This is a genomic window from Paraburkholderia tropica (assembly GCF_914484835.1).
Lineage (GTDB): Bacteria > Pseudomonadota > Gammaproteobacteria > Burkholderiales > Burkholderiaceae > Paraburkholderia > Paraburkholderia tropica_A.
On sequence record NZ_CAJZAR010000090.1, the window covers coordinates 127,336 to 147,619 of the forward strand.

The following is a 20,284-nucleotide window of genomic DNA, read 5'->3' on the forward strand; positions in this document are numbered from 1 at the left end:
CCGGAGCGGCCCCCACACGCATATCAAAACTGGAGACATCTATGGCAACCGTTGGCGGACAAGTCTCGCACGCGCCGATGACCAAGGACGAAAAACGCGTGATCTTCGCGTCGTCCCTCGGCACCGTGTTCGAGTGGTACGACTTCTATCTGGCCGGCTCGCTCGCGGCCTTCATCAGCAAGAGCTTTTTCTCCGGCGTGAATCCCACGGCGGGCTTCATCTTCACGCTGCTCGGCTTCGCGGCAGGCTTCGCGGTGCGGCCGTTCGGCGCGATCGTGTTCGGGCGTCTGGGCGACCTCGTCGGCCGCAAGCACACGTTCCTCGTCACCATCGTCATCATGGGTCTGTCGACCTTCGTGGTCGGCTTCCTGCCCGGCTATGCGTCGATCGGCATTGCGGCACCGGTGATCTTCATCCTCATGCGTCTGCTGCAGGGCCTCGCGCTCGGCGGCGAATACGGCGGCGCGGCGACCTACGTCGCCGAACACGCACCGCCCGGACGCCGCGGCTTCTACACCGCATGGATCCAGACGACCGCCACGCTCGGCCTGTTCCTCTCGCTGCTCGTGATCCTCGGCGTGCGCACGACCGTCGGCGAAGAAGCATTCGGCGCCTGGGCCTGGCGCGTGCCGTTCGTCGCGTCGATCCTGCTGCTCGCGGTCTCGGTCTGGATCCGTCTGCAACTCGACGAATCGCCGGCGTTCAAGCGCATCAAGGCCGAAGGCAAGATCTCGAAGGCGCCGCTCTCGGAAGCGTTCGGCCAGTGGAAGAACCTCAAGGTCGTGATCCTCGCGCTAATCGGCGTGACGGCGGGCCAGGCCGTGGTCTGGTACACGGGCCAGTTCTACGCGCTGTTCTTCCTCACGCAGACGCTCAAGGTCGACGGCGCGAGCGCCAACATCCTGATCGCGCTGGCGCTGCTGATCGGCACGCCGTTCTTCCTGTTCTTCGGCTCGCTGTCGGACAAGATCGGCCGCAAGCCGATCATCATGGCCGGCTGCCTGATCGCCGCGCTGACCTACTTCCCGCTGTTCAAGGCGCTCACGCACTACGCGAACCCGGCGCTCGAAGCGGCCACGGCGCGCGCGCCGATCGTCGTGATCGCGAACCCGGACGAGTGCTCGTTCCAGTTCAATCCGGTGGGCACCTCGAAGTTCACGAGTTCGTGTGACATCGCCAAGAGCGCGCTCTCGAAGGCCGGCCTGAACTACTCGAATGTGGCCGCCCCGGCGGGCACGCTCGCGCAGATCAAGGTGGGCGACACGACCATCGACACCTTCGACGGCAAGGCGGCAGGCGCGAAGGAGGCAGGCGCGGCGTTCGACAAGACGCTCTCGGGCGCGCTCAAGAGCGCGGGCTATCCGCTCAAGGCCGATCCAGCGCAGTTGAACTGGCCAATGACCGTGGTGATCCTGACCATCCTCGTGATCTTCGTGACGATGGTGTACGGGCCGATCGCGGCGATGCTGGTGGAAATGTTCCCGACGCGGATCCGCTATACGTCGATGTCGCTGCCCTATCACATCGGCAATGGCTGGTTCGGCGGCTTCCTGCCCGCGACGGCCTTCGCGATCGTGGCGGCGCGCGGCGATATCTACTCGGGGCTCTGGTATCCGATCATCATCGCGCTGGCGACCTTCGTGATCGGCATGCTGTTCGTGAAGGAGACGAAGGACTCGGATATCTACGCGCAGGATTGAGTGACTGGCCGGGCGGTTCAAGCCCGGCCGATTCAACCCCGGCCCGGTGGTCTCGAAAAAAGTTGGAGATAGTGCTTGACAGACCCCGGGACTATCCGCATAATCTTTCTTCTGCGGCGAATTAGCTCAGCCGGTTAGAGCGACGGAATCATAATCCGCAGGTCCGGGGTTCGAATCCCTGATTCGCCACCAAATGCGAAAGCCGCTGTCCCACAAGGACAGCGGCTTTTTCTATTGCGCTTCCGGTTTCGATGCACTTCAGCGCACATTCTGTACAGTGCGTGCACAGTGCGGCGCGGGCAACGCAAAGCATCGCCCGCCGTCCATCTGTCCATCAAAGACTCACCCCGCGCCCTTCCCCCGCTTCGCCACATACATCGCCTGATCCGCGAGATCGAGCAGCCGCGTCATTTCCACGCCGTCTTCGGGCAGCACCGCCACGCCCACGCTCACGCCCAGTTCGATCGACTGGCCTTCGAACTCGAACGGCTCGCCGACCTTCTCGCGAATCCTGCGCGAATACACCTCCGCGTCGCCCCGCCCATCGATGCCGGGCAGGATCATCGCGAACTCGTCGCCGCCCACGCGCGCGGCCGTATCCACGCGGCGGCTGTTGCTCGCGATGCGCGCCGCCGTTTCCCGGATCGCCGCGTCGCCGGCGCGATGGCCGTAGCGGTCGTTGATCGGCTTCAGGCCGTCCATGTCGAGATTGAGCACGCCCAGCCCGCCCGCCGAGCGCACCGCCAGATCGACCGACTGACGCAGACGGTCGTAGAACAGCGCGCGGTTCGGCAGGCCGGTGAGCGCGTCGTGCGTCGCGCGCAGATAAAGCTCGCTCGTTTCGTGGCGCGCGGCATGGAACATCGCGGCGGCGATCAGACCGGACATCAGCGAGAGCGTTTCGATGTCGTCGTCGTCGAAGGCGCCGACTTCGGGGGCCACCACCTTCAGCACACCTACGGTCGCGTCCAGATGCTTGAGCGGCGTGACGATCATCGAGCGCAGGCCGACGCGGCGGCATGCTTCGCGGTCCACGCGCGGATCGGCTTCGGAGTCGTCGCAACGCAGGATTTCGCCCGTGCTCACGCACAGGCCGGAGAGGCTCGATTCGCGCGCGAGGCGCAGGCCGAGCATGCCGGCCACGCTGCCCGAGGCCGCGCGATAGACCATCTCGCCGCCTTCGGCGAGTTCGACGGCAGCGCCCTGCGCGCCGGTCAGATGTTCGGTGCGTTCCGCGACGAAGGCCATCACGCCGCCGAGATCGAGGCCGAGTCTCGCGATGTCGGATTGCGCGCGGATGATTTCGAGGAGCGTGGCGTTGTCGAGCCGAGGGCCGCCGAGGTCGTTTTTCATGGCGTCAAACGTTTGCGTAAAGGCCCTTTCGGCGCAGCAAGGCGCACCACGGGCGGGACGCGCAAGCATAACAAACTCGTGTCCCTGCTTTCAGCGTTGTCTTTTTACGGGCCGTTTCGCGCCTGGCTCAACCTGCCTCAACCCTCGATACGCTCGCGCGTCAGCCGCAGCAGCGCGGCCATCGCCTCGCGCGCCGTGAGCGCGTCGCGCCGCGCGATCGCGTCGAACACCTTCGTGTGGTCCGGCAGCGCCGCGTTGAACACATCGGCGCGCTTGGCGTTCACGCGCAACTGTCCTTCGAGCGTGCGCTCGATCAGCGTGCCGAGCGGCACCAGCAGTTCGTTGCGGCAGGCGGCGAGCACCGCGAGGTGAAAGCGCAGATCGGCGCGCACCCATTCGTCGACGTTGCGCGCATCGGTCATCGCCGCGTGGGCGTCGGCGAGATCGGCGAACGACGCTTCGTCGTGCGCGCCGGCCGCAAGCTGCGCGGCGTACGGCTCGATCATCTCGCGCATTTCCTGCAGCTTGAGCGCGAACGCGAGCGGCGGCGCGACGCGCGCGTACCAGTCGAGCACGTCGGCGTCGAGCAGGTTCCACGCATCGCGCGAACGCACACGCGTGCCGACTTTCGGCCGCGATTCCACGAGCCCTTTCGAGGTGAGCGTGCGCAGCGCCTCGCGCAGCACCGTGCGGCTCACGTCGAAGCGCTCCATCAGGTCCGCTTCGCGCGGCAGCGTCGCGCCGGGCGCGTAGTCGCCGCGCAGGATCGCGCTGCCGAGTTCGAAGGCGACGGTGCCGTGCAGATCGCGCTGAATGACGTTCTCCTTATGTACGAGGTGCGGGTACGTGGTGCGATCGCCCAGATAATGGGAATCGATGCAAAATAATACTATTAATAGCACTTAAACGCGAGTTTTGCAGTAGCATGTGCTCCGAGACGCGCCGGGCACGCCGCTCGCGCCGAGCGCCCATCGAACCGTTCTGGAGACACCGCATGAAAATCACCAAGCTCGAAACCTTCGTCGTGCCGCCCCGCTGGCTCTTTCTCAAGATCGAAACGGACGAAGGCATCATCGGCTGGGGCGAGCCCGTCGTCGAAGGCCGCGCGCACACGGTCGCCGCCGCCGTCGAAGAACTCTCCGATTACCTGATCGGCAAGGATCCGCTGCTGATCGAGGACCACTGGCAGGTGATGTATCGCGCGGGCTTCTATCGCGGCGGCCCGATCACGATGAGCGCGATCGCGGGCGTCGACCAGGCGCTCTGGGACATCAAGGGCAAGCATCACGGCGTGCCGGTGCACGCGCTGCTCGGCGGCCAGGTGCGCGACAAGATCAAGGTCTATTCGTGGATCGGCGGAGACCGTCCGAGCGACGTCGCGAACAACGCGCGCGCCGTGGTCGATCGCGGCTTCAAGGCCGTGAAGATGAACGGCTCGGAAGAACTGCAGATCATCGACACCTTCGACAAGGTGCAGGGCGTGATCAACAACGTCGCGGCCGTGCGCGAGGCCGTGGGCCCGAACGTCGGCATCGGCGTGGACTTTCATGGCCGCGTGCACAAGCCGATGGCCAAGGTGCTCGCGAAGGAACTCGATCCGTTCAAGCTGATGTTCATCGAGGAGCCGGTGCTCTCGGAGAACGTCGAGGCGCTGCGCGACATCGTCAATCAGACGAGCACGCCGATCGCGCTCGGCGAGCGTCTCTATTCGCGCTGGGATTTCAAGCACATTCTCGCGGGCGGTTACGTCGACATCATTCAGCCCGATGCCTCGCACGCGGGCGGTATCACCGAGTGCCGCAAGATCGCGTCGATGGCCGAGGCCTACGACGTGGCGCTCGCGCTGCACTGCCCGCTCGGCCCGATCGCGCTCGCGACCTGTCTGCAGATCGACGCGGTGAGCTACAACGCGTTCATCCAGGAACAGAGCCTCGGCATTCACTACAACCAGGGCAACGACCTGCTCGACTACATCAAGAACCCGGAAGTCTTCAAGTACGAAGACGGCTTCGTGTCGATTCCGCAAGGTCCGGGTCTGGGCATCGAAGTGAACGAGGAGAAGGTGCGCGAGATGGCGAAGGTCGGTCATCGCTGGCGCAATCCGGTCTGGCGTCACGAGGATGGCAGCGTCGCCGAATGGTGATGTGTGCTAACGCACAGATCGGCGCGTGATTGTGTGTATGCACGCTTGAGCGCACTTGATCTCACGTTTCGCGAAAGCTTCATCCGCGAACCGCGCAGCGCGTCTCGCACGCGTTACGTGACGCGTTGCGCGCGCCACGTTTCAGCGCCGTAACGTTTCAGGCCGGTTTGAGACCACAACGCCGCGTCTCGCCTTCGGGCGGGCGCGGCGTTCGTCGTTTTCGCACATAGCGAGCGTGTTCGCGCGTGACGCTAAATCCTTGCCGCGCAAGGTGAAATGCTGCGGCATCGCCATCACGCACGCGTCGCGCGGCGCGTGCGCTTCAACGGCGCGCTGCTTTGGCCTGCTCCTTGCTGAATCCCCTGTACGACAAATCGAACGATACGGGGATTCACATGGACGCGATGCTGCCCGACTACCTGATCCGCGAACAGGCTACCGTGGGTGCGCTCGTCACCTTCGGCCTGATGCGCGTGATCGCCGCCGCCGTCGCCTGTACGCGCGGCTGGCGCATTCTCGCCGTCGAACAGAGTTTCATCGGGCTCGCGGTGCTCTGGTGTGCGCCGCAACTCGTCGAGCTGATCGCGCATCCGTCGTCGGTGCTCGCGCTCGCCGAACTCGAAGGCAAGGCGATCGGTTGCGCGATCGCCCTGTTCTTCTCGCCGATACTCAGCCACAAGCTCGGTTACGAATAAGCGCGAGTCGGCGAGAATCAGCGCGCGACGGGCGCGTGTTTCAGCCCTGCAACACGTAGCCCGGCACGCTATGGCCGAGCACGGCCGCGATCACGAGCACGGCCATCATCACCAGCGCTTCGAGATGCAGCACGTTGACGAAGCGGCGCGCCGCGCCCGTCGACGCCGAGCGACGCAATTCTGGCATCGCCATCATGCGGTTGAAGCCGCCCAGCGCGAGCGCGAGCGCCACCAGTGCGAGCTTCGCGAGCAGCACGCGGCCCCACTCGCTGCCCGTGAGCGCGTCGAGCGAGCCGCCCGTGCCGCGCAGCGTGTTGAACACGCCGGTCGCGAGCACGAGTCCCACCGCGAACAATGCGACGTTCGAGAGCTGGCCCGCCGTGCGGATCAGCACGCCGCGCGCCGTCGACGCGCCCAGCGCCGGCAACACCGCCAGCCCGCCCGCCATCACGATGCCGCTCCACGCGCTCGCGCTCAGCACGTGCAGCGTGTTCAGGCCGAGCGCGGCCGAGGCGAAGCCCGCATCGGCGGCATGGCCGAGTCCCGCGCGGCCCGCGGCCACGGCGATCAGCGCGAGCCACAGCACGCCGTCGCGCAGCGGGCTCGCGCCCGCGAACGCGGCGAACAGCACGACGAGCGCGCCGCCGAACGCCACCGACCACGCGTGGCCCACGTGCGTCTGCGAGAGCACCGTCGGCACCACGCCAAACGACGCGGGCAAGCTCTGGCCGCTGATCGACGCGCTCTCGTAGAGCAACCACATGACGAGCGCGATCACGAGCACGAGCGAGGCCGTGCGCAGCGAGCGTTGCGCGCGCAGCCAGGCGGGCCGCGCGGGCGCGACGGCGCTGCGGGCGTCCTTTTCGAGCCACGCGCCGTAGAGCGTCGAGCCGAGCGCGAAGGCGTAGGCGAGATTCACGAGGGCGGCCATCGCGACCTGCCCGATCCAGAGCCAGTCAGCTTTCATCGGCGCGCGCCCTCCCGGCATTCGGGGGTTCCGGCGAAGGTTCCGGCAAGTTGAGACGGGGACGGCAGCTGCATCGGCGGGGAAAGTGCAATGGGAGTCATCGATACGAGTGGCAAGGAAACAACAAGAAAGCAAACGAGGATCGCAGCGAGAACCGGGCGAGGCCAGAGGCGATCGTGACGCGGCGCAGGGCACATAGCCCCGCAACGACCCGTGCAACGACCCAGGCGACGGTGCGTAACGATGCGCGACTTTCCGGCAAGCGCCTGCTTCGATAGCCGCCGCGCCGTTCGGTTCCGCCGTTCGAGTCAATACGGGATCGAATCATGCGACGAGGCGAAACGTCGGCGCAACGCCGAAGACGCGCGGCAAAAGCGAAACGCCTTCGCCGCCATCCCGTCGCGCGCGCTTTCACTGCGCTTCATCAACCGCCATGCGGATGGCATCGAAGCGAGGTCAAGCAGGGTCAATCCCGAGTCACGAATCGGCCAACGGGTGCAGAATCATAACCGGCGACGTCGCGACCCTTGGCCGCAATCCTGGAGATCGGATCCGGGCCGGGTCACCGCGCGTTCGGGCAAGCCCGCGTAGGCGGCCCGGAGCGCATGTGGCAAATAGTCACTATGAGGCGATGCTAGAATCGGCTGCGTCGCCGCAGCGCGCACGGGTCGTCTGCTTTTATCGCGCGCAACCTGGAAGCCGGGTCGCTCGAAGCCTGGCAGGTCCACGATAAAGAATGGAGTCACGCGTGTCCCCAAGACGTCTCGTCCGACCGCTCATTCCGCTCGCCGCGCCGCTCCTGGCCGCCTTGCTGTTCGGCACGTGTGGAATCTTCAGCGCTGCTTGCGCCCAGACCCCGCAACCCAAAGCCCCCGACACGATCGAATCGCGCGTGCAGGGCTGCACGGCGTGCCACGGCACGCACGGTCAGGGCACCGACAACGACTACTTCCCGCGTCTGGCCGGCAAACCGGCCGAGTATCTCTACAACCAGCTGATGAATTTCCGCGAGGGCCGCCGCAAGTACCCTCCGATGAATTATCTGGTCACCTATCTCTCCGACGATTACCTGCACGAGATCGCCACGTACTTCTCGCAGCAGCGGCCGCCCTACCCGCCGCCCGCGAAAGCCACGGTCAGCGAGAGCACGCTCGCGCGCGGCCAGGCCATCGTCCTGCGCGGCGACGCGGCGCGCCAGGTGCCCGCCTGCGCGGCCTGCCACGGCGCGAAGCTGACCGGCATGGAGCCGGCCATTCCGGGCCTCGTCGGGCTGCACGCGGACTACATCAGCGCGCAGATCGGCGCCTGGCGTTCGGGCTCGCGTCACGCCAAGGCGCCCGACTGCATGCACGAGATCGCCACGCGTCTCACCGACGACGACGTGAACGCCGTCGCGGCCTGGCTCGCCACGCAGAACGCGCCGCAAAATCCCGTGCCGGCCCCGGCTGGCTCGTTGAAGACGCCGCTCGCATGCGGCAGCGAACCGCAATAAGGCGCCGGGGGAGACAGCCATATGAACCGCAAGTCCCTGTTCGCTCTGTCCGCAGTCGTGCTCGCCGCCGCGGCGGCGCTCGTGCCCGTGCTGTGGACCGGCAACACTTATCTGCATAGCGCCTCGGCGCAGGCGGCCACGCCCGCCGACCAGGCCGAGCTCATCAAGAAGGGCGAATATCTGGCCCGCGCCGGCGACTGCGTCGCCTGCCACACCGTGCGCGGCGGCAAGACCTTCGCGGGCGGCCTGCCGATGGCGACGCCCTTCGGCACGCTCTACACGCCGAACATCACGCCCGACGACCAGTTCGGCATCGGCAAATGGAGCAGCGACGACTTCTATCGCGCCATGCACACGGGCCGCTCGAAGGACGGCAGCCTGCTCTACCCGGCCTTCCCGTTCACGAGCTACACGAAGGTCACGCGCGCGGATTCGGACGCGATCTACGCCTATCTGCGCTCGGTGCCGCCGGTGCACGTGGCGAGCCGCCCGCACGAGCTCAAGTTCCCGTTCAACAACCGCAACCTGCTGATCGGCTGGCGCACGCTGTTCTTCCGCGAGGGCGAGTACAAGCCCGATCCGACCAAATCGGTCGAGTGGAATCGCGGCGCGTATCTGGTCGAAGGGCTCGGCCACTGCGGCATGTGCCATACGTCGATCAACATGATGGGCGCGCCGGTCAACTCGTCGGCGTTCGCGGGCGGGCTGATTCCGCTGCAGAACTGGTACGCGCCCTCGCTCACGTCGAGCGAAGGCGGCCTCGGCGACTGGGATATCAAGGACATCTCCAATCTGCTGAAAACCGGCGTTTCGGAGCGCGGCGCCGTGTTCGGGCCGATGGCGGACGTGATCCACAACAGTCTGCAATACGTCTCCGACGACGACATCAAGGCGATGGCGACCTATCTGAAGACGATCCCGCAGCGCAAGGAAGCGCCCGAGACGATGCAGATGGAAACCTCCGAAGCGTTCGGCGGCGAACTCTTACAGCAAGGTCAGAAGATCTACCATGACCAGTGTGCAAAGTGCCACGCGGAGAACGGCCTCGGCATGCCGCCGAATTTCCCGCCGCTCGCGAACAACCAGTCGATCCAGATGAAATCGGCGGTGAATCCGATCCGTATGGTGCTCAACGGCGGCTATCCGCCCAGCACGCAGGGCAATCCGCGCCCGTACGGCATGCCGCCGTTCGCGCAGTCGTTGTCCAATCAGGAAGTGGCGGCGGTCGTGACCTTTATCCGCATGTCGTGGGGGAACAAGGGCACGCCGGTCTCGCCGCAACAGGTGTCAGATCTGCGTTCCGCGCCGCTCGACTGAGCCACGTTTGTTATAGTGGCGTCTGCCTGACAAGGGCGCAGCCGGCAAAACGCCGCCGGCTGCGCCCTTCGCTATTTGGCCGCGCGCCGCGCGTTGATTGCGGCACGAGGCCGCGCGGCGCGAGCCGCACGCTGTCGAATTCGCTCTCGAACTGATGGTTTTGAAGCAGAAACGCAGGGCAAGAAGAACAAGGAGTGGTCGTCATGCACGCTGGTGAGCGTCTGAACAGCATTACTCACCTGGTGGGCGCGATGTTGTCGGTTGCGGGGCTGGTTTCGCTCGTGACGCTCGGGGCGCTCGATCACGACGCATACAAGGTCGTGAGTTTCGCTGTGTACGGCGCGATGTTGTGCGCGCTCTACACGATCTCCACGCTGTATCACGGCGTGCGCGGACCGCGCCTGAAAGCCGTGCTGCAGAAGTGCGACCATGCCGCGATCTATCTGCTGATCGCGGGCAGCTATACTCCGTTCACGCTTGTCACGCTGCGCGGGCCTTGGGGCTGGTCGCTCTTTGGCGTGAGCTGGGGGCTCGCCGCGTTCGGCATCGTGCAGGAGCTCACGCTCGGGCGCCGCACGCGCATGCTGTCGATGGTGCTGTACGTGGTGATGGGCTGGCTCGCGCTGGTCGCGGTCAAGCCGCTCATCGGCGCGCTGCCCGCAGCGGGCACCGCGTGGCTGCTGGCCGGCGGCATCATTTACAGCGTCGGCATCTATTTTTTCATCAACGACGAGCGCATCCGGCACGGACATGGAATCTGGCATCTGTTCGTGCTCGCCGGGAGCGTCTGTCAATTCGTGAGCGTCGCGGGCTACGTCGCCTGACGCATCCCACCGGGAATCTCCACGAAGATTGTCGCGCGGCGGCCGCAGTGTCCGCGGCCGCGCGATGCAACTTTATGCCAGCCGACGGGTCTGCATGAACCGTCGACAAGCGGCGCGCGCACTGGCGCGCCGTCCGAATACACGCGAGCGCCCGCGTTCAGCTTTACGCGGCGCGCCGTCACCGGCAGCGCCCAGCCGCTCGCGATACTGCAATACAACAGGTCTTTATGTCTTTCGATTCTCTCGGCTTGTCCGAACCGCTGGTCCGCGCTGTCAACGAACTCGGCTACACCACGCCCACGCCCATCCAGTTGCAAGCCATCCCCGCCGTGCTCGGCGGCGGCGACCTGCTCGCGGGCGCGCAGACGGGCACCGGCAAGACCGCCGGCTTCACGCTGCCGATCCTGCAACGCCTGACCGACATGCCGGCCGCCGCGGGCGGCAAGCGCGTCGTGCGCGCGCTGATCCTCACGCCCACGCGCGAACTCGCCGCGCAGGTCGAGGAAAGCGTGCGCGCCTACGGCAAGTATCTGAAGCTCAAGTCCACCGTGATGTTCGGCGGCGTCGGCATCAATCCGCAGATCGACGCGCTCAAGCGCGGCGTCGACATCGTGGTCGCCACGCCGGGCCGTCTGCTCGATCACATGCAGCAGAAGACCATCGACCTCTCGCAGCTCGAAATTCTCGTGCTCGACGAAGCCGACCGCATGCTCGACATGGGCTTCATCCACGACATCAAGCGCGTGCTCGCGAAGCTGCCGCCGAAGCGCCAGAACCTGCTGTTCTCGGCCACCTTCGCCGACGAAATCAAGGCGCTCGCCGACAGCCTGCTCGATTCGCCCGCGCTGATCGAAGTCGCGCGCCGCAACACCACGGCGGAAACGGTCGCGCAGAAGGTCTATCCGGTCGACCGCGACCGCAAGCGCGATCTGCTCACGCATCTGATCCGCCAGCACAACTGGTTCCAGGTGCTCGTGTTCACGCGCACCAAGCACGGCGCGAACCGCCTCGCGGAACAGCTGACGAAGGACGACATCAGCGCGCTCGCGATCCACGGCAACAAGAGCCAGTCGGCACGCACGCGCGCGCTCTCCGAGTTCAAGGACGGCACGCTGCAGGTGCTCGTGGCCACCGACATCGCGGCGCGCGGCATCGACATCGACCAGCTGCCGCACGTGGTCAACTACGACCTGCCGAACGTGCCCGAAGATTACGTGCACCGTATCGGCCGCACGGGCCGCGCGGGCGCGACGGGCGAAGCGGTGTCGCTCGTCTGCGTGGACGAACACCAGCTGCTCAAGGACATCGAGAAGCTCATCAAGCGCGCGGTGCCGCAGGAAGTCATTCCGGGCTTCGAGCCGGACCCGAACGCCAAGCCCGAGCCGATCCAGCGCCGTGGCCAGCAGCAAGGCCGTGGTCAGCGTCAGGGGCAAGGTCAGAGCCAGCAAGGCCAGGGACGCGGTGCCTCGAACGGCGGCGCGCCGCGCGGCGGCCAGCGTGAAGGCGGCCAGCGGGGTGAAAGCCGTGGCGAAGGCCGCGGTGAAGGCCGCGCCAACGCCGGTGGCAACAACGGTGGTAATCGCGACGGTAACCGCGATGCAAACCGCGGCGAACAACGCCAGGCCAAGCCCGCGCAGAACGGCATCCGCACGGCCAAGCCGGTGAAGCAGCAAACGGCGTCGAATCACGGCGCGCAAGGCGCGCGCGGCGAACATACGCGCCGCGAAAGCCAGCGCGGCGTCTCGCACGAAAGCGCGCTCGGCCGTCAGCAGCGCAAGCCGCAATCGAATCCGGGCGCCCTGCTCGGCGGCCGTCCGGGCGGCAACTCGCGCCGCGACGGTCAGCGCGGCGATCGCTAAGCCAACGCGCGGCCCCGCGCCGCGCGGCAATCAGCCATGAAAAAGGCCCGCTTCCCAGCGGGCCTTTTTGCATCCTGCGCGAACGTGTACGAACCGCCGCGCTCAGCGGAAGTTCAGCGGAAAAACACGTGCTGCGTGATCTTCGCGAGCGGATACAACACACTCGGCTGGATCTTCGCGGGAATGTCGAGCGGCTTGAGCAGCATCTTCAGACACATGTCGGCAGACAGATTGTGGCGCACGAGCTTGTTCACGCGCGTCGTGAGCTCGCGGTTATAGGCCGAATCCTTCGCGCGGTCGGGATAGCGAATCGCGAACACGTGACGCAGCGCGATCTCCGAATCCTCGTTCTTGATCTCCATCACGCGGCGCATGAGCGCACCGAGCACCGCGAGGCGGCCATGCCCCTCGACCTGGTTGTACTTCTTGAAGTAGCGGAAAAAGTGCTTGTAGTGGCGCACTTCGTCCGAGCGGATGTTGTCGGTGATTTCCTTGAGCACGGGCTCGCTCGAGCATTCGCCGATCGCGCGATACAAGGTGGCCGTCCCCGTTTCGACGACGCAGCGCGCGACCATTTCGAGCGCGCGGGTCTTTTCGAATTCCTCGAACGAACAGGTCTTCGAGTATTCCTCGAAGAAGCTGTTGAACGCCGTGTCCCAGTCGAACTCGGGCCAGACGTAGTTGATGTAGGTCTTCAGCGCGCGGCCGTGCTGAAGCTCCTCGTGCTCCCACTCGTTGTTGAGCCAGGCGGAAACTTCCGGGTCGCCGTTGAAAAACACGCTCAGATTGCTCGTGTAGAGGTCCGAGCCGCTTTCGATGAACGATGCCGCGCACAGCAGCAGCAGCAGGTCTTCGTTGGCGGCCGCGAGCTTGCGGTCGATCCGCGTGAGATCGATGTCTTCGATGCGCCAGGGCATCACGTGGCCAGGCTCAATGTCGTTACGCATTGTGTCGTACTCCGAAAGCGGTATCTGCTCGCGCGGCGCCTCGCGCCCGGAACCGGCTCGACTCGCCGCCGGTGCCCTGGATTTGCTCTCTCGCCGCGTAGTGAAAGGTACCGGCCATATTAAATTCATATTAGCCGTTGTTTCTTCAAGCTGCAGTCTGAGAGCACAGACCAGTCCCGCAAGCGCCAGTTCCGGGAAGAGTCGACTTGTAAGGCAGTCGTAGCGTTGATTTTGTTACGCAGCAATACCGCGTGCCGCGAGCACGACGCTACGTCATACCGCGCGCCGATCACCTGAAAGCCGCAAGCCACGGGCCTGGCGGCGATACGCGACCGGACCGCGAAGCGCCGCAGGCATGTTGAAGTGAAGGCTCACATTAAACGCGCGACGCGAACCGAAGAAAACTTCCAAACCGCCCGGTTGACGGCGCGCAACTTGAGCGTCGTTGCTGCGTCCGCGCGCGATGCGTGGCGAATCGGTGCCCGAGCGCGGACGTGAACCCGTTCGCATTGCGCGCTGCGCCACGAACTTCAAGTGAATTCGCGGATTCGTGGGCGCGCCGCGACCGCCGCCGCAGGCAGCGAATGTCAAAGGGAATATTTTCGGGGTGTGGTTTGTACAACGCAAAGGCGTTGACTACACTCCAGTTCCCCGGCGCCGCGTCCGGGCTGGATGCTGTTTGAGTTGCCAGGGCAAGGTCGACGGATGATCGCGAAAGACACGCCCGGACAGCCTCGAACGGACCGCCAACCATCCAGCCGATTCCCGACCGCGCGCCGTTGCTGGCTTTCGCTCACGCCCACCGCATGACTGTCGCCGCGCCGCCCAACGACGGGCCGCGAACGTCGACCTCTGATGCGGCAACATGGAGAGAACGATGCTGAGTCCGCATGAATTCGCCACTCTGCTGCTAGTGAAGGACGCCCCCAACCAGCTCGATATGGAACGCGAAGAACTGGACGCCCTGCTCGAACGACAGCTCGTCCAGCTGGAACGCCTGGCCTCCGGCCTCCAGCGGTGGCGACTCACCGAAATCGGCGACTCCGCGTTACGCGCCATCAAACGATGTTCGTGAGACGGGCGCTGCGCGGCCATTGCGCGGCGACGGCCTGACGGACCAGCACGCGGCCATGACGCCGCCGGCCCTTCCAGTCTCAACCGCCGCTCGATCACCGCTCAACTGCACCAACGCCCGACCTTTTCTCGACCTGCGCGGACGCCGGGATCGTCCGCCAGAACGCTGTGTCGAGCCCATCCCCGATGCAGGCGCACGGCTGTAGACGTTCGCGCCTGCAGTGCATGGTCACGCGGACCCGCGCGCTTCATGCCCGCGTGACCATTTTTTTCGCGCCGCTGCGCCCACGCTCCGCCCTGCTCGCGGACGGCCCGCTTGTGCTCAGCCGCCGCGCAAGGTCGGATCGACGGTCGCGCGCCAGTTCAACGCCTGCGCGCGCTGGTCGTTCAGATACGCCACCCACTGATCGCGCGACTGCGCGTCGCCGCTTGCGCCATGCGCCGCGTACTGCTGCGCGAGACCCGCCTGGAAGCTGCAAAAGCGCTCCTGCGGCAGCTTGCCGTGACGGTTCGCGACATAGGCGTCGTAGACCGCCGAATAGACCGCCTGGGTGTCCGCGCCATAGTCGCGCGCCTCGCCGCCACACATCTGCTGGAGCGTGGCGAAAGGCGGCGGACTGCTCCACGCGCCCACCAGGCCCGACGAATTGGCGCATCCCGCGACGAGCATCGCCGCACCGATCATCGCAAGTCCACGCATTGCGTTCTCCCCGAAATCGACTGATTGTTCCAGCGCTCATTGTCGCATCGCGCGGCGCGTGCCACACCCTGGCCGTACGGCTAACGACGCCCTGGCGCCGTTGGGCAGCCATCGCCGGGAATCGGAAAACATCCACGCAATAGCCGGGCCGCGCGTGCAAAAGCACGTATCATGAGGCTTTCAGCGTCCCGCCTTGCCGGTCCGCGCGGCACGCCTCGCGCGTCCGAGCGCCGCCACGTGTTTTCGTCCGCCCCTAAGGCCTCTACGGCTGCTTTTTCGTCTTACGCATGATCGACCATCTCATCTGCGACTGCGACGGCGTGCTCGTCGACAGCGAAGTCATCGCCGACCACGTACTCTTCGATACGCTCAGCCGCACCTTTCCCGGCGTGGATTTCCGCGCCGCCGTGGCCTCCGCGTTCGGCCAGCAGACCTCGCGCTTTCTGGCCGACGTCGCCGAGCGCTTCAATCTCACGATGCCCGAGGATTTTCTCGAGACGATCGATCACAACTGCGAAGTCGCGATCGCCGAATCGGTGAGCCCGATCAACGGTGTGCGCGACGCGCTGCGCAAGGTCGCGCTGCCCGCCGCCGTGGTCTCGAACAGCCGCCTCACGCGCGTGCACGCGTCGGTGCGCCGCGCCGGGCTCGACACCCTCTTCGGCGAGCGCATCTTCAGCGCCGAAATGGTCGCGCGCCCCAAGCCTTATCCCGATGTCTATCTGCATGCGGCCAAAACGCTCGGCGTGGAGCCGGCGCGCTGTCTCGTCGTCGAGGACAGCCTCTCGGGCCTGAACGCCGCGCGCGCGGCGGGCATGAAGACCATCGCGTTCGTCGGCGCGAGCCATATCCCGTCGGGCTATGCCGACGTGCTGCGCGAGATGGGCATCACGCGCATCATGGAACACATGGACGAGTTGCCCGCGCTCGTCGAAGCGGGCGTGCGCGGCGAGTTCGGCGACGTGCAGTCGTAACGCGATCCGTCGACAAAAGCCGATAAAAAAACGGCGCGTGAACCGCAAGGCTCACGCGCCGTTTGCATTTCGGGGCCGGTCACGCAGGACCGGCCGCCTGGTCACGAATCGCGCGATTCGCGAGAGCCGCGCCTTACACCAGCTCGGCGCTGCGCTCGCGCGCCACGGCGAGCGAGGCGCGGAATGCCGCCAGCTCGGCGATCGTCAGCATCGGCAAGTTGTGCAGCTTCGCGAAGTCGTCGACTTGCTGGCCGCGCGCCATCGTGCCGTCCGGGTTCATCAGCTCGCACAGCACGCCCGCGGGTTCCAGACCGGCGAGCGCCGCCAGGTCGACGGTGCCTTCGGTGTGGCCGCGGCGCGCGAGCACGCCGCCCGGCTGCGCGCGCAGCGGGAACACGTGGCCGGGACTCACGATATCGGCGGGCTTCGCGTTGGCGGCGATCGCCGCGCGGATCGTCGTCACGCGGTCGGCGGCCGACACGCCCGTGCTCACGCCCTCGCGCGCCTCGATCGAGACGGTGAAGGCGGTGCGGTTGCGGCTCTCGTTGCGCGCGACCATCGGCGGCAACTCGAGCGCGCGCACTTTCTCGTCGGAGAGGCACAGGCAGACGATGCCGCTGCATTCGCGGATGAACAGCGCCATCGTCTCGTTGGTCAGGTTCTCGGCGGCGCAGACGAGATCGGCTTCGTCCTCGCGGTCGTGATCGTCCTGAAGGACGACGGGACGGCCTTCGCGCATGGCCTGCAGCGCGGCGGCGATGCGCGGCGGCACCGGCTCGGTGTCGAGCAAGGGAAGATCGGCGATGGCGTCGAGCGGCTGCTCGACCGGGGTGTTGCGGCTGAAAGACGTAAAGGACATGTGAAACGCTCCTCGCAAGAGTTGGGCGAAAAACGTTTCAGGGCATTGCAAACAGACAGGAATCCCCGGCACGCGGAGGCTCGCGAGCGCGACGCGGCGCTCCCGGCACGACGCCGGACGACGCCACGCGCACGCAGGCTGGACGCCGCGGCGGATGGGCAAACATGACCATCTGCACATCTTCTCTCATCCGGACTATGACCGTCGGCTCTGGCTTCGCACCAGATCTGCTGACCCTGCGCGCGGGAAAAAACAACGCGCGCAGGCGCTCGCGGGCTCGCTGGCTGGCCTTGCGGCGCGGCCGGCATACCGCCGGTGGGGAATTGCACCCCGCCCTGAAGACGCACTGATTACCGGTTGAACCGGAGAACGGAGCATACCGCGTCGCGCCTGATCGTGCAGCGCGGTAAAGATCCACTAGACAAGGCGGACAAACGGCGGCGCACGCGTCGTGTGCGCCGCCTCATCGCGAGAATTCCGAAGGAATCCGCGGGCTCAGAGCGGCTGCGGCGCGGCTTGCGGCACGTCCCAGCGCGGCGGCGTCTCGGCGTTGCGCGTCACGCGGAACACGCGCGCCTCGGTGTCGCCGGGATTGCGCAGGCTGTGCGGCTGGTCGGCGTCGAACACGATGGCGTCACCGGTCGCGAGCAACTGGCGACGGTCGTGCACGCTCACTTCGAGCGTGCCCTCGCTGACCACGAGGTTCACCGTCGTGCCCGGCGCGCGGCGCGTGCCCGGCTCGGTGTGCAGCGGCGCGATGCGCAGTTCGTGAAACTCGGCGGCGGCGGGCTCGTCCTCGGGATAGAGGGCGCGCGCCGAATAGCGGCCGTCGGCGCTCACGCGGCGCGGCGCGCGGTCGGCGGGCAGATGCTCGAAACCGTTGACCGCATGCCGCCGCAGAAACGCCGACACCGACACCTTGAGCGCCGCCGCGACCTTGCAGAGCACCTTGATCGACGGCACGCTGCGCGCCGACTCCACCTGGGCGAGCATCGCGCGCGACACGCCCGAGGCGCGCGCCAGCGCATCGAGCGAAAGCTGACGCTCGGCGCGCAGACGCGCGAGGTTCACGCCGACCAGATGTTCGAGCGCGTCGAACGCGTTGGCGGCGCTGTCGTGCGCCTCGGTTTGCGCCGTAGCTTGCGCAACCTGCGCGGCGTTGAACGCCGAACGTTCGTCGATGCCGCGAACGATTCCTTCGTGATCCGAAACAGTGTCGATGTCGACGGCGAGATCGTCGTCGCGGCGATGCGCCGTACCGCGATGTGCGGCCGGACGATCGGCCTGCGCGTGGCTCACGAGCGCGAGCGGTGAATGCATGGCAGCCTCCCAGACGCGCCGCGAACCGGCGCAAGTGCTTGAATGGAGGCAAGACTAGCATCGCGCCCCGCCGCGCCCAACGAAGTTATCTTCACACTGATATCAGCATTGCAGAGCGCGTTTTCGGGAATGCTTGTGCGCGGGAGCGATATGTCCAGACTGTGCGCTCAAGTCGCGATACGGGCGACCTGAGCGACCTGAGCGACGTAAGCGACGTAAGCGAACCAAGCGCGACGTCAGCGATACGCGATCAGCAAGCGTCCTGCCCAACCGCCACGCGCGCCGACGACACACCGGTCTCGCGCGCATCGAGCCGCGACGCCAGCCAGGTCAGCGCGAGCGCCGCGATCGAGACGGCGGCGGCCACCCACGGCAGCGCGTCGAGCGCGAGGCCGCGCGTGATGACGAGGCCGCCGAGCCACGCGCCCATCGCATTGCCCACGTTGAAGGCGCCGATGTTCAGCGTCGAGGCCAGGTTGGGCGCGGCGGCGGCCTTCGCCACCACGCGCATCTGCAGCGGCGGCACGGTCGCGAACGCCGCAATGCCCCAGACGAACACCGTGATCGCCGCCGGAATCTCCGCGTGGCTCGTCTTTGTGAAGATCGCCATGACCACGGCGAGCGCGACCAGAATGCCCATCAGCGAGGGCATCAGCGCGCGGTCCGCCAGCTTGCCGCCGAGCATGTTGCCGAGCGTGAGGCCCACGCCGAACAGCACGAGCATCAGCGTCACGCCGTGCGGCGAGAAACCGCTCACCTGCTCCAGAATCGGCGCGATGTAGGTGAACACGACGAACACGCCGCCGAAGCCCAGCACCGTCATGCCGAGCGCGATCCACACCTGCGGGTCGCGCAGCACGCGCACTTCGTGGCCGAGTCCGGCGGGCGCGTGATCGTGCAGATTGGGCACGAGCGCGGTCACGCCGATCAGCGAAATCACGCCGAATCCGCTGACGATCCAGAACGCCACGCGCCAGCCGAACTGCTGGCCGATCGCGGTGCCGAACGGCACGCCGAGCACGGTCGCGAGCGTGAGGCCCGTGAACATCATCGCGATGGCGCTGGCGCGCTTTTCCTGCGGCACGAGCGAGGCCGCGACCACGGCGCCGATGCCGAAGAACGAGCCGTGCGCAAACGAAGCGACGACGCGCGCGACCATCAGCAGCGAATAGTTGTCGGCGACCGCGCACATCACGTTGCCGACGATGAACACGCCCATCAGCAATTGCAGCGCGAGCTTGCGCGGCATGCGGCTGGTGAGCACGGCGAGCAGCGGCGCGCCCACGGCGACGCCGAGCGCATAACCGGTGACGAGCAGGCCCGCGGCGGGAATCGTCACGCCGAGATCGCGCGCGACGTCGGGCAGCAAGCCCATGATCAGGAACTCGGTGGTGCCGATGGCGAAGGCGCTGATCGCCAGCGCGAGCAAGGGAATAGGCATCGAAATCTCCAAATGACAGCCTGGGTGCTGCGTTGTGTGTGCTGGTGCGTTTGCGTGTCTGCGTTTGCGTGCGTTGCGATTCAGGCCGCGCCGTCCGACGCGGTCACGAACTCCACGACCACGCCCGGCGCGAGCGCGACGAACGCCTGGCGCTCGCCGCTCAGTGGCACGTCGGCGAGCTGGTACGGCACGCCGTGCGTCTGAAACCGCGCGAGCAGCGCGTGCCATTCGTCGCCGGGCGCGACGCGCAGCGCGAAATGATCGAGACGCGGCGCCGTGCGCATGGCCGCCGAGGCGCGCTGCGCGGGTACGGTCGCCTCGACCAGATGGATCACCGCGCGGCCCTGCGCGTAGAGCCAGTGCCCATCGACGGAAAACGGCGGGCGCGGCCCGTCCTCCAGCCCCGCGATCTCGCAGAAGAAGCGGCGCGCGCCGTCCAGATCGGGCGTGACGAGCGTGACGTGATCGAGTTGCATGGCGGCGTCCTTGCGTTCGTGAAGCGCGGCGCGAACTCTCAACCGCAGCGCGAAATTCTGAAAACAGGCGCATTGTCCGGCTTCGGCGCAGACTTGATAATTGGCGTAGCATTTGAAGGATTTTCAAACGCGGTCTAATAATC

At 66.3% G+C, this 20,284-nt stretch carries 20 protein-coding genes, 1 tRNA gene and 1 riboswitch; of the genes, 12 read left to right on the forward strand and 9 right to left on the reverse strand.

Going from position 1 to position 20,284, the window contains the following annotated elements; genetic code table 11:
• Positions 1 to 41: 41 nt before the first annotated feature.
• Both LDO54_RS33800 and LDO54_RS33805 read left to right on the forward strand, forming a co-directional pair.
• A complete protein-coding gene (locus LDO54_RS33800) occupies positions 42 to 1,700 on the forward strand; it encodes an MFS transporter (protein ID WP_224016498.1) in 1,659 nt (552 codons plus the stop codon).
• A gap of 115 nt (positions 1,701 to 1,815) precedes the next feature.
• Positions 1,816 to 1,892, forward strand: a tRNA-Met gene (locus LDO54_RS33805).
• 150 nt (positions 1,893 to 2,042) lie between these two features.
• On the opposite strand, the gene LDO54_RS33810 is transcribed toward LDO54_RS33805, so the two are convergent.
• Together LDO54_RS33810 and LDO54_RS33815 are read right to left on the reverse strand one after the other, a co-directional pair.
• The gene (locus LDO54_RS33810) at positions 2,043 to 3,053 is read right to left on the reverse strand and encodes a sensor domain-containing diguanylate cyclase (protein ID WP_224016501.1); all 1,011 of its coding nucleotides are present in this window, start codon (positions 3,051 to 3,053) and stop codon (positions 2,043 to 2,045) included.
• A 137-nt stretch (positions 3,054 to 3,190) separates the two neighbouring features.
• Positions 3,191 to 3,868: a FadR/GntR family transcriptional regulator gene (locus LDO54_RS33815; protein ID WP_356792439.1), complete on the reverse strand. Its 678-nt coding sequence runs from the start codon at positions 3,866 to 3,868 to the stop codon at positions 3,191 to 3,193.
• Between the two features lie 179 nt (positions 3,869 to 4,047).
• Here LDO54_RS33815 and dgoD point away from each other — a divergent pair, with 179 nt between their 5' ends.
• On the forward strand, positions 4,048 to 5,196 hold the full coding sequence (gene dgoD / locus LDO54_RS33820) for a galactonate dehydratase (protein ID WP_065059323.1): 1,149 nt from the start codon (positions 4,048 to 4,050) through the stop codon (positions 5,194 to 5,196).
• A 395-nt stretch (positions 5,197 to 5,591) separates the two neighbouring features.
• Positions 5,592 to 5,891 carry a hypothetical protein gene (locus LDO54_RS33825; protein ID WP_224016655.1) on the forward strand — a complete coding sequence of 100 codons (300 nt, stop codon included), beginning with the start codon at positions 5,592 to 5,594 and terminating at the stop codon, positions 5,889 to 5,891.
• 40 nt (positions 5,892 to 5,931) lie between these two features.
• Here LDO54_RS33825 and LDO54_RS33830 read toward each other — a convergent pair whose 3' ends face one another.
• Positions 5,932 to 6,858 carry a CopD family protein gene (locus LDO54_RS33830; RefSeq protein ID WP_224016503.1) on the reverse strand — a complete coding sequence of 309 codons (927 nt, stop codon included), beginning with the start codon at positions 6,856 to 6,858 and terminating at the stop codon, positions 5,932 to 5,934.
• A 243-nt stretch (positions 6,859 to 7,101) separates the two neighbouring features.
• Here LDO54_RS33830 and LDO54_RS33835 point away from each other — a divergent pair, with 243 nt between their 5' ends.
• The 5 genes from LDO54_RS33835 to LDO54_RS33855 all read left to right on the forward strand — a co-directional run bounded on the left by LDO54_RS33835 (position 7,102) and on the right by LDO54_RS33855 (position 12,350).
• A complete protein-coding gene (locus LDO54_RS33835; protein WP_224016505.1) occupies positions 7,102 to 7,449 on the forward strand; it encodes a hypothetical protein in 348 nt (115 codons plus the stop codon).
• 145 nt (positions 7,450 to 7,594) lie between these two features.
• The gene (locus LDO54_RS33840) at positions 7,595 to 8,350 is read left to right on the forward strand and encodes a c-type cytochrome (protein ID WP_224016507.1); all 756 of its coding nucleotides are present in this window, start codon (positions 7,595 to 7,597) and stop codon (positions 8,348 to 8,350) included.
• A 21-nt stretch (positions 8,351 to 8,371) separates the two neighbouring features.
• Positions 8,372 to 9,667, forward strand: coding sequence for a c-type cytochrome (locus tag LDO54_RS33845; RefSeq protein ID WP_224016508.1), 1,296 nt, complete (start codon positions 8,372 to 8,374; stop codon positions 9,665 to 9,667).
• 203 nt (positions 9,668 to 9,870) lie between these two features.
• Positions 9,871 to 10,491, forward strand: coding sequence for a PAQR family membrane homeostasis protein TrhA (gene trhA, locus LDO54_RS33850; protein WP_224016510.1), 621 nt, complete (start codon positions 9,871 to 9,873; stop codon positions 10,489 to 10,491).
• Between the two features lie 227 nt (positions 10,492 to 10,718).
• On the forward strand, positions 10,719 to 12,350 hold the full coding sequence (locus LDO54_RS33855) for a DEAD/DEAH box helicase (RefSeq protein WP_224016513.1): 1,632 nt from the start codon (positions 10,719 to 10,721) through the stop codon (positions 12,348 to 12,350).
• Positions 12,351 to 12,463: 113 nt separating this feature from the next.
• Here LDO54_RS33855 and LDO54_RS33860 read toward each other — a convergent pair whose 3' ends face one another.
• The gene (locus LDO54_RS33860) at positions 12,464 to 13,297 is read right to left on the reverse strand and encodes a ferritin-like domain-containing protein (RefSeq protein WP_310629857.1); all 834 of its coding nucleotides are present in this window, start codon (positions 13,295 to 13,297) and stop codon (positions 12,464 to 12,466) included.
• A gap of 877 nt (positions 13,298 to 14,174) precedes the next feature.
• On the opposite strand from LDO54_RS33860, the gene LDO54_RS33865 reads away from it, so the two are divergent.
• Positions 14,175 to 14,372 carry a hypothetical protein gene (locus LDO54_RS33865; protein WP_224016515.1) on the forward strand — a complete coding sequence of 66 codons (198 nt, stop codon included), beginning with the start codon at positions 14,175 to 14,177 and terminating at the stop codon, positions 14,370 to 14,372.
• A gap of 321 nt (positions 14,373 to 14,693) precedes the next feature.
• On the opposite strand, the gene LDO54_RS33870 is transcribed toward LDO54_RS33865, so the two are convergent.
• On the reverse strand, positions 14,694 to 15,071 hold the full coding sequence (locus LDO54_RS33870; RefSeq protein ID WP_224016517.1) for a hypothetical protein: 378 nt from the start codon (positions 15,069 to 15,071) through the stop codon (positions 14,694 to 14,696).
• Positions 15,072 to 15,358: 287 nt separating this feature from the next.
• Here LDO54_RS33870 and LDO54_RS33875 point away from each other — a divergent pair, with 287 nt between their 5' ends.
• The gene (locus tag LDO54_RS33875) at positions 15,359 to 16,045 is read left to right on the forward strand and encodes an HAD family hydrolase (RefSeq protein ID WP_224016519.1); all 687 of its coding nucleotides are present in this window, start codon (positions 15,359 to 15,361) and stop codon (positions 16,043 to 16,045) included.
• A 133-nt stretch (positions 16,046 to 16,178) separates the two neighbouring features.
• On the opposite strand, the gene ribB is transcribed toward LDO54_RS33875, so the two are convergent.
• The 4 genes from ribB to LDO54_RS33895 form a co-directional block, all read right to left on the reverse strand.
• A complete protein-coding gene (ribB, locus tag LDO54_RS33880; protein ID WP_224016521.1) occupies positions 16,179 to 16,904 on the reverse strand; it encodes a 3,4-dihydroxy-2-butanone-4-phosphate synthase in 726 nt (241 codons plus the stop codon).
• A 174-nt stretch (positions 16,905 to 17,078) separates the two neighbouring features.
• Positions 17,079 to 17,251, reverse strand: a riboswitch (FMN riboswitch).
• Positions 17,252 to 17,399: 148 nt separating this feature from the next.
• A complete protein-coding gene (locus LDO54_RS33885) occupies positions 17,400 to 18,224 on the reverse strand; it encodes a helix-turn-helix domain-containing protein (RefSeq protein WP_224016523.1) in 825 nt (274 codons plus the stop codon).
• 250 nt (positions 18,225 to 18,474) lie between these two features.
• Positions 18,475 to 19,665 (reverse strand): MFS transporter, encoded by a 1,191-nt coding sequence (locus LDO54_RS33890; protein WP_224016526.1) that lies wholly within the window; start codon positions 19,663 to 19,665, stop codon positions 18,475 to 18,477.
• A gap of 80 nt (positions 19,666 to 19,745) precedes the next feature.
• Positions 19,746 to 20,141, reverse strand: a complete 396-nt coding sequence (locus LDO54_RS33895; protein WP_224016528.1) for a VOC family protein — start codon at positions 20,139 to 20,141, stop codon at positions 19,746 to 19,748.
• Here LDO54_RS33895 and LDO54_RS33900 point away from each other — a divergent pair.
• On the forward strand, positions 20,127 to 20,279 hold the full coding sequence (locus LDO54_RS33900) for a hypothetical protein (RefSeq protein WP_224016530.1): 153 nt from the start codon (positions 20,127 to 20,129) through the stop codon (positions 20,277 to 20,279). The genes LDO54_RS33895 and LDO54_RS33900 overlap by 15 nt on opposite strands.
• Positions 20,280 to 20,284 lie beyond the last annotated feature (5 nt).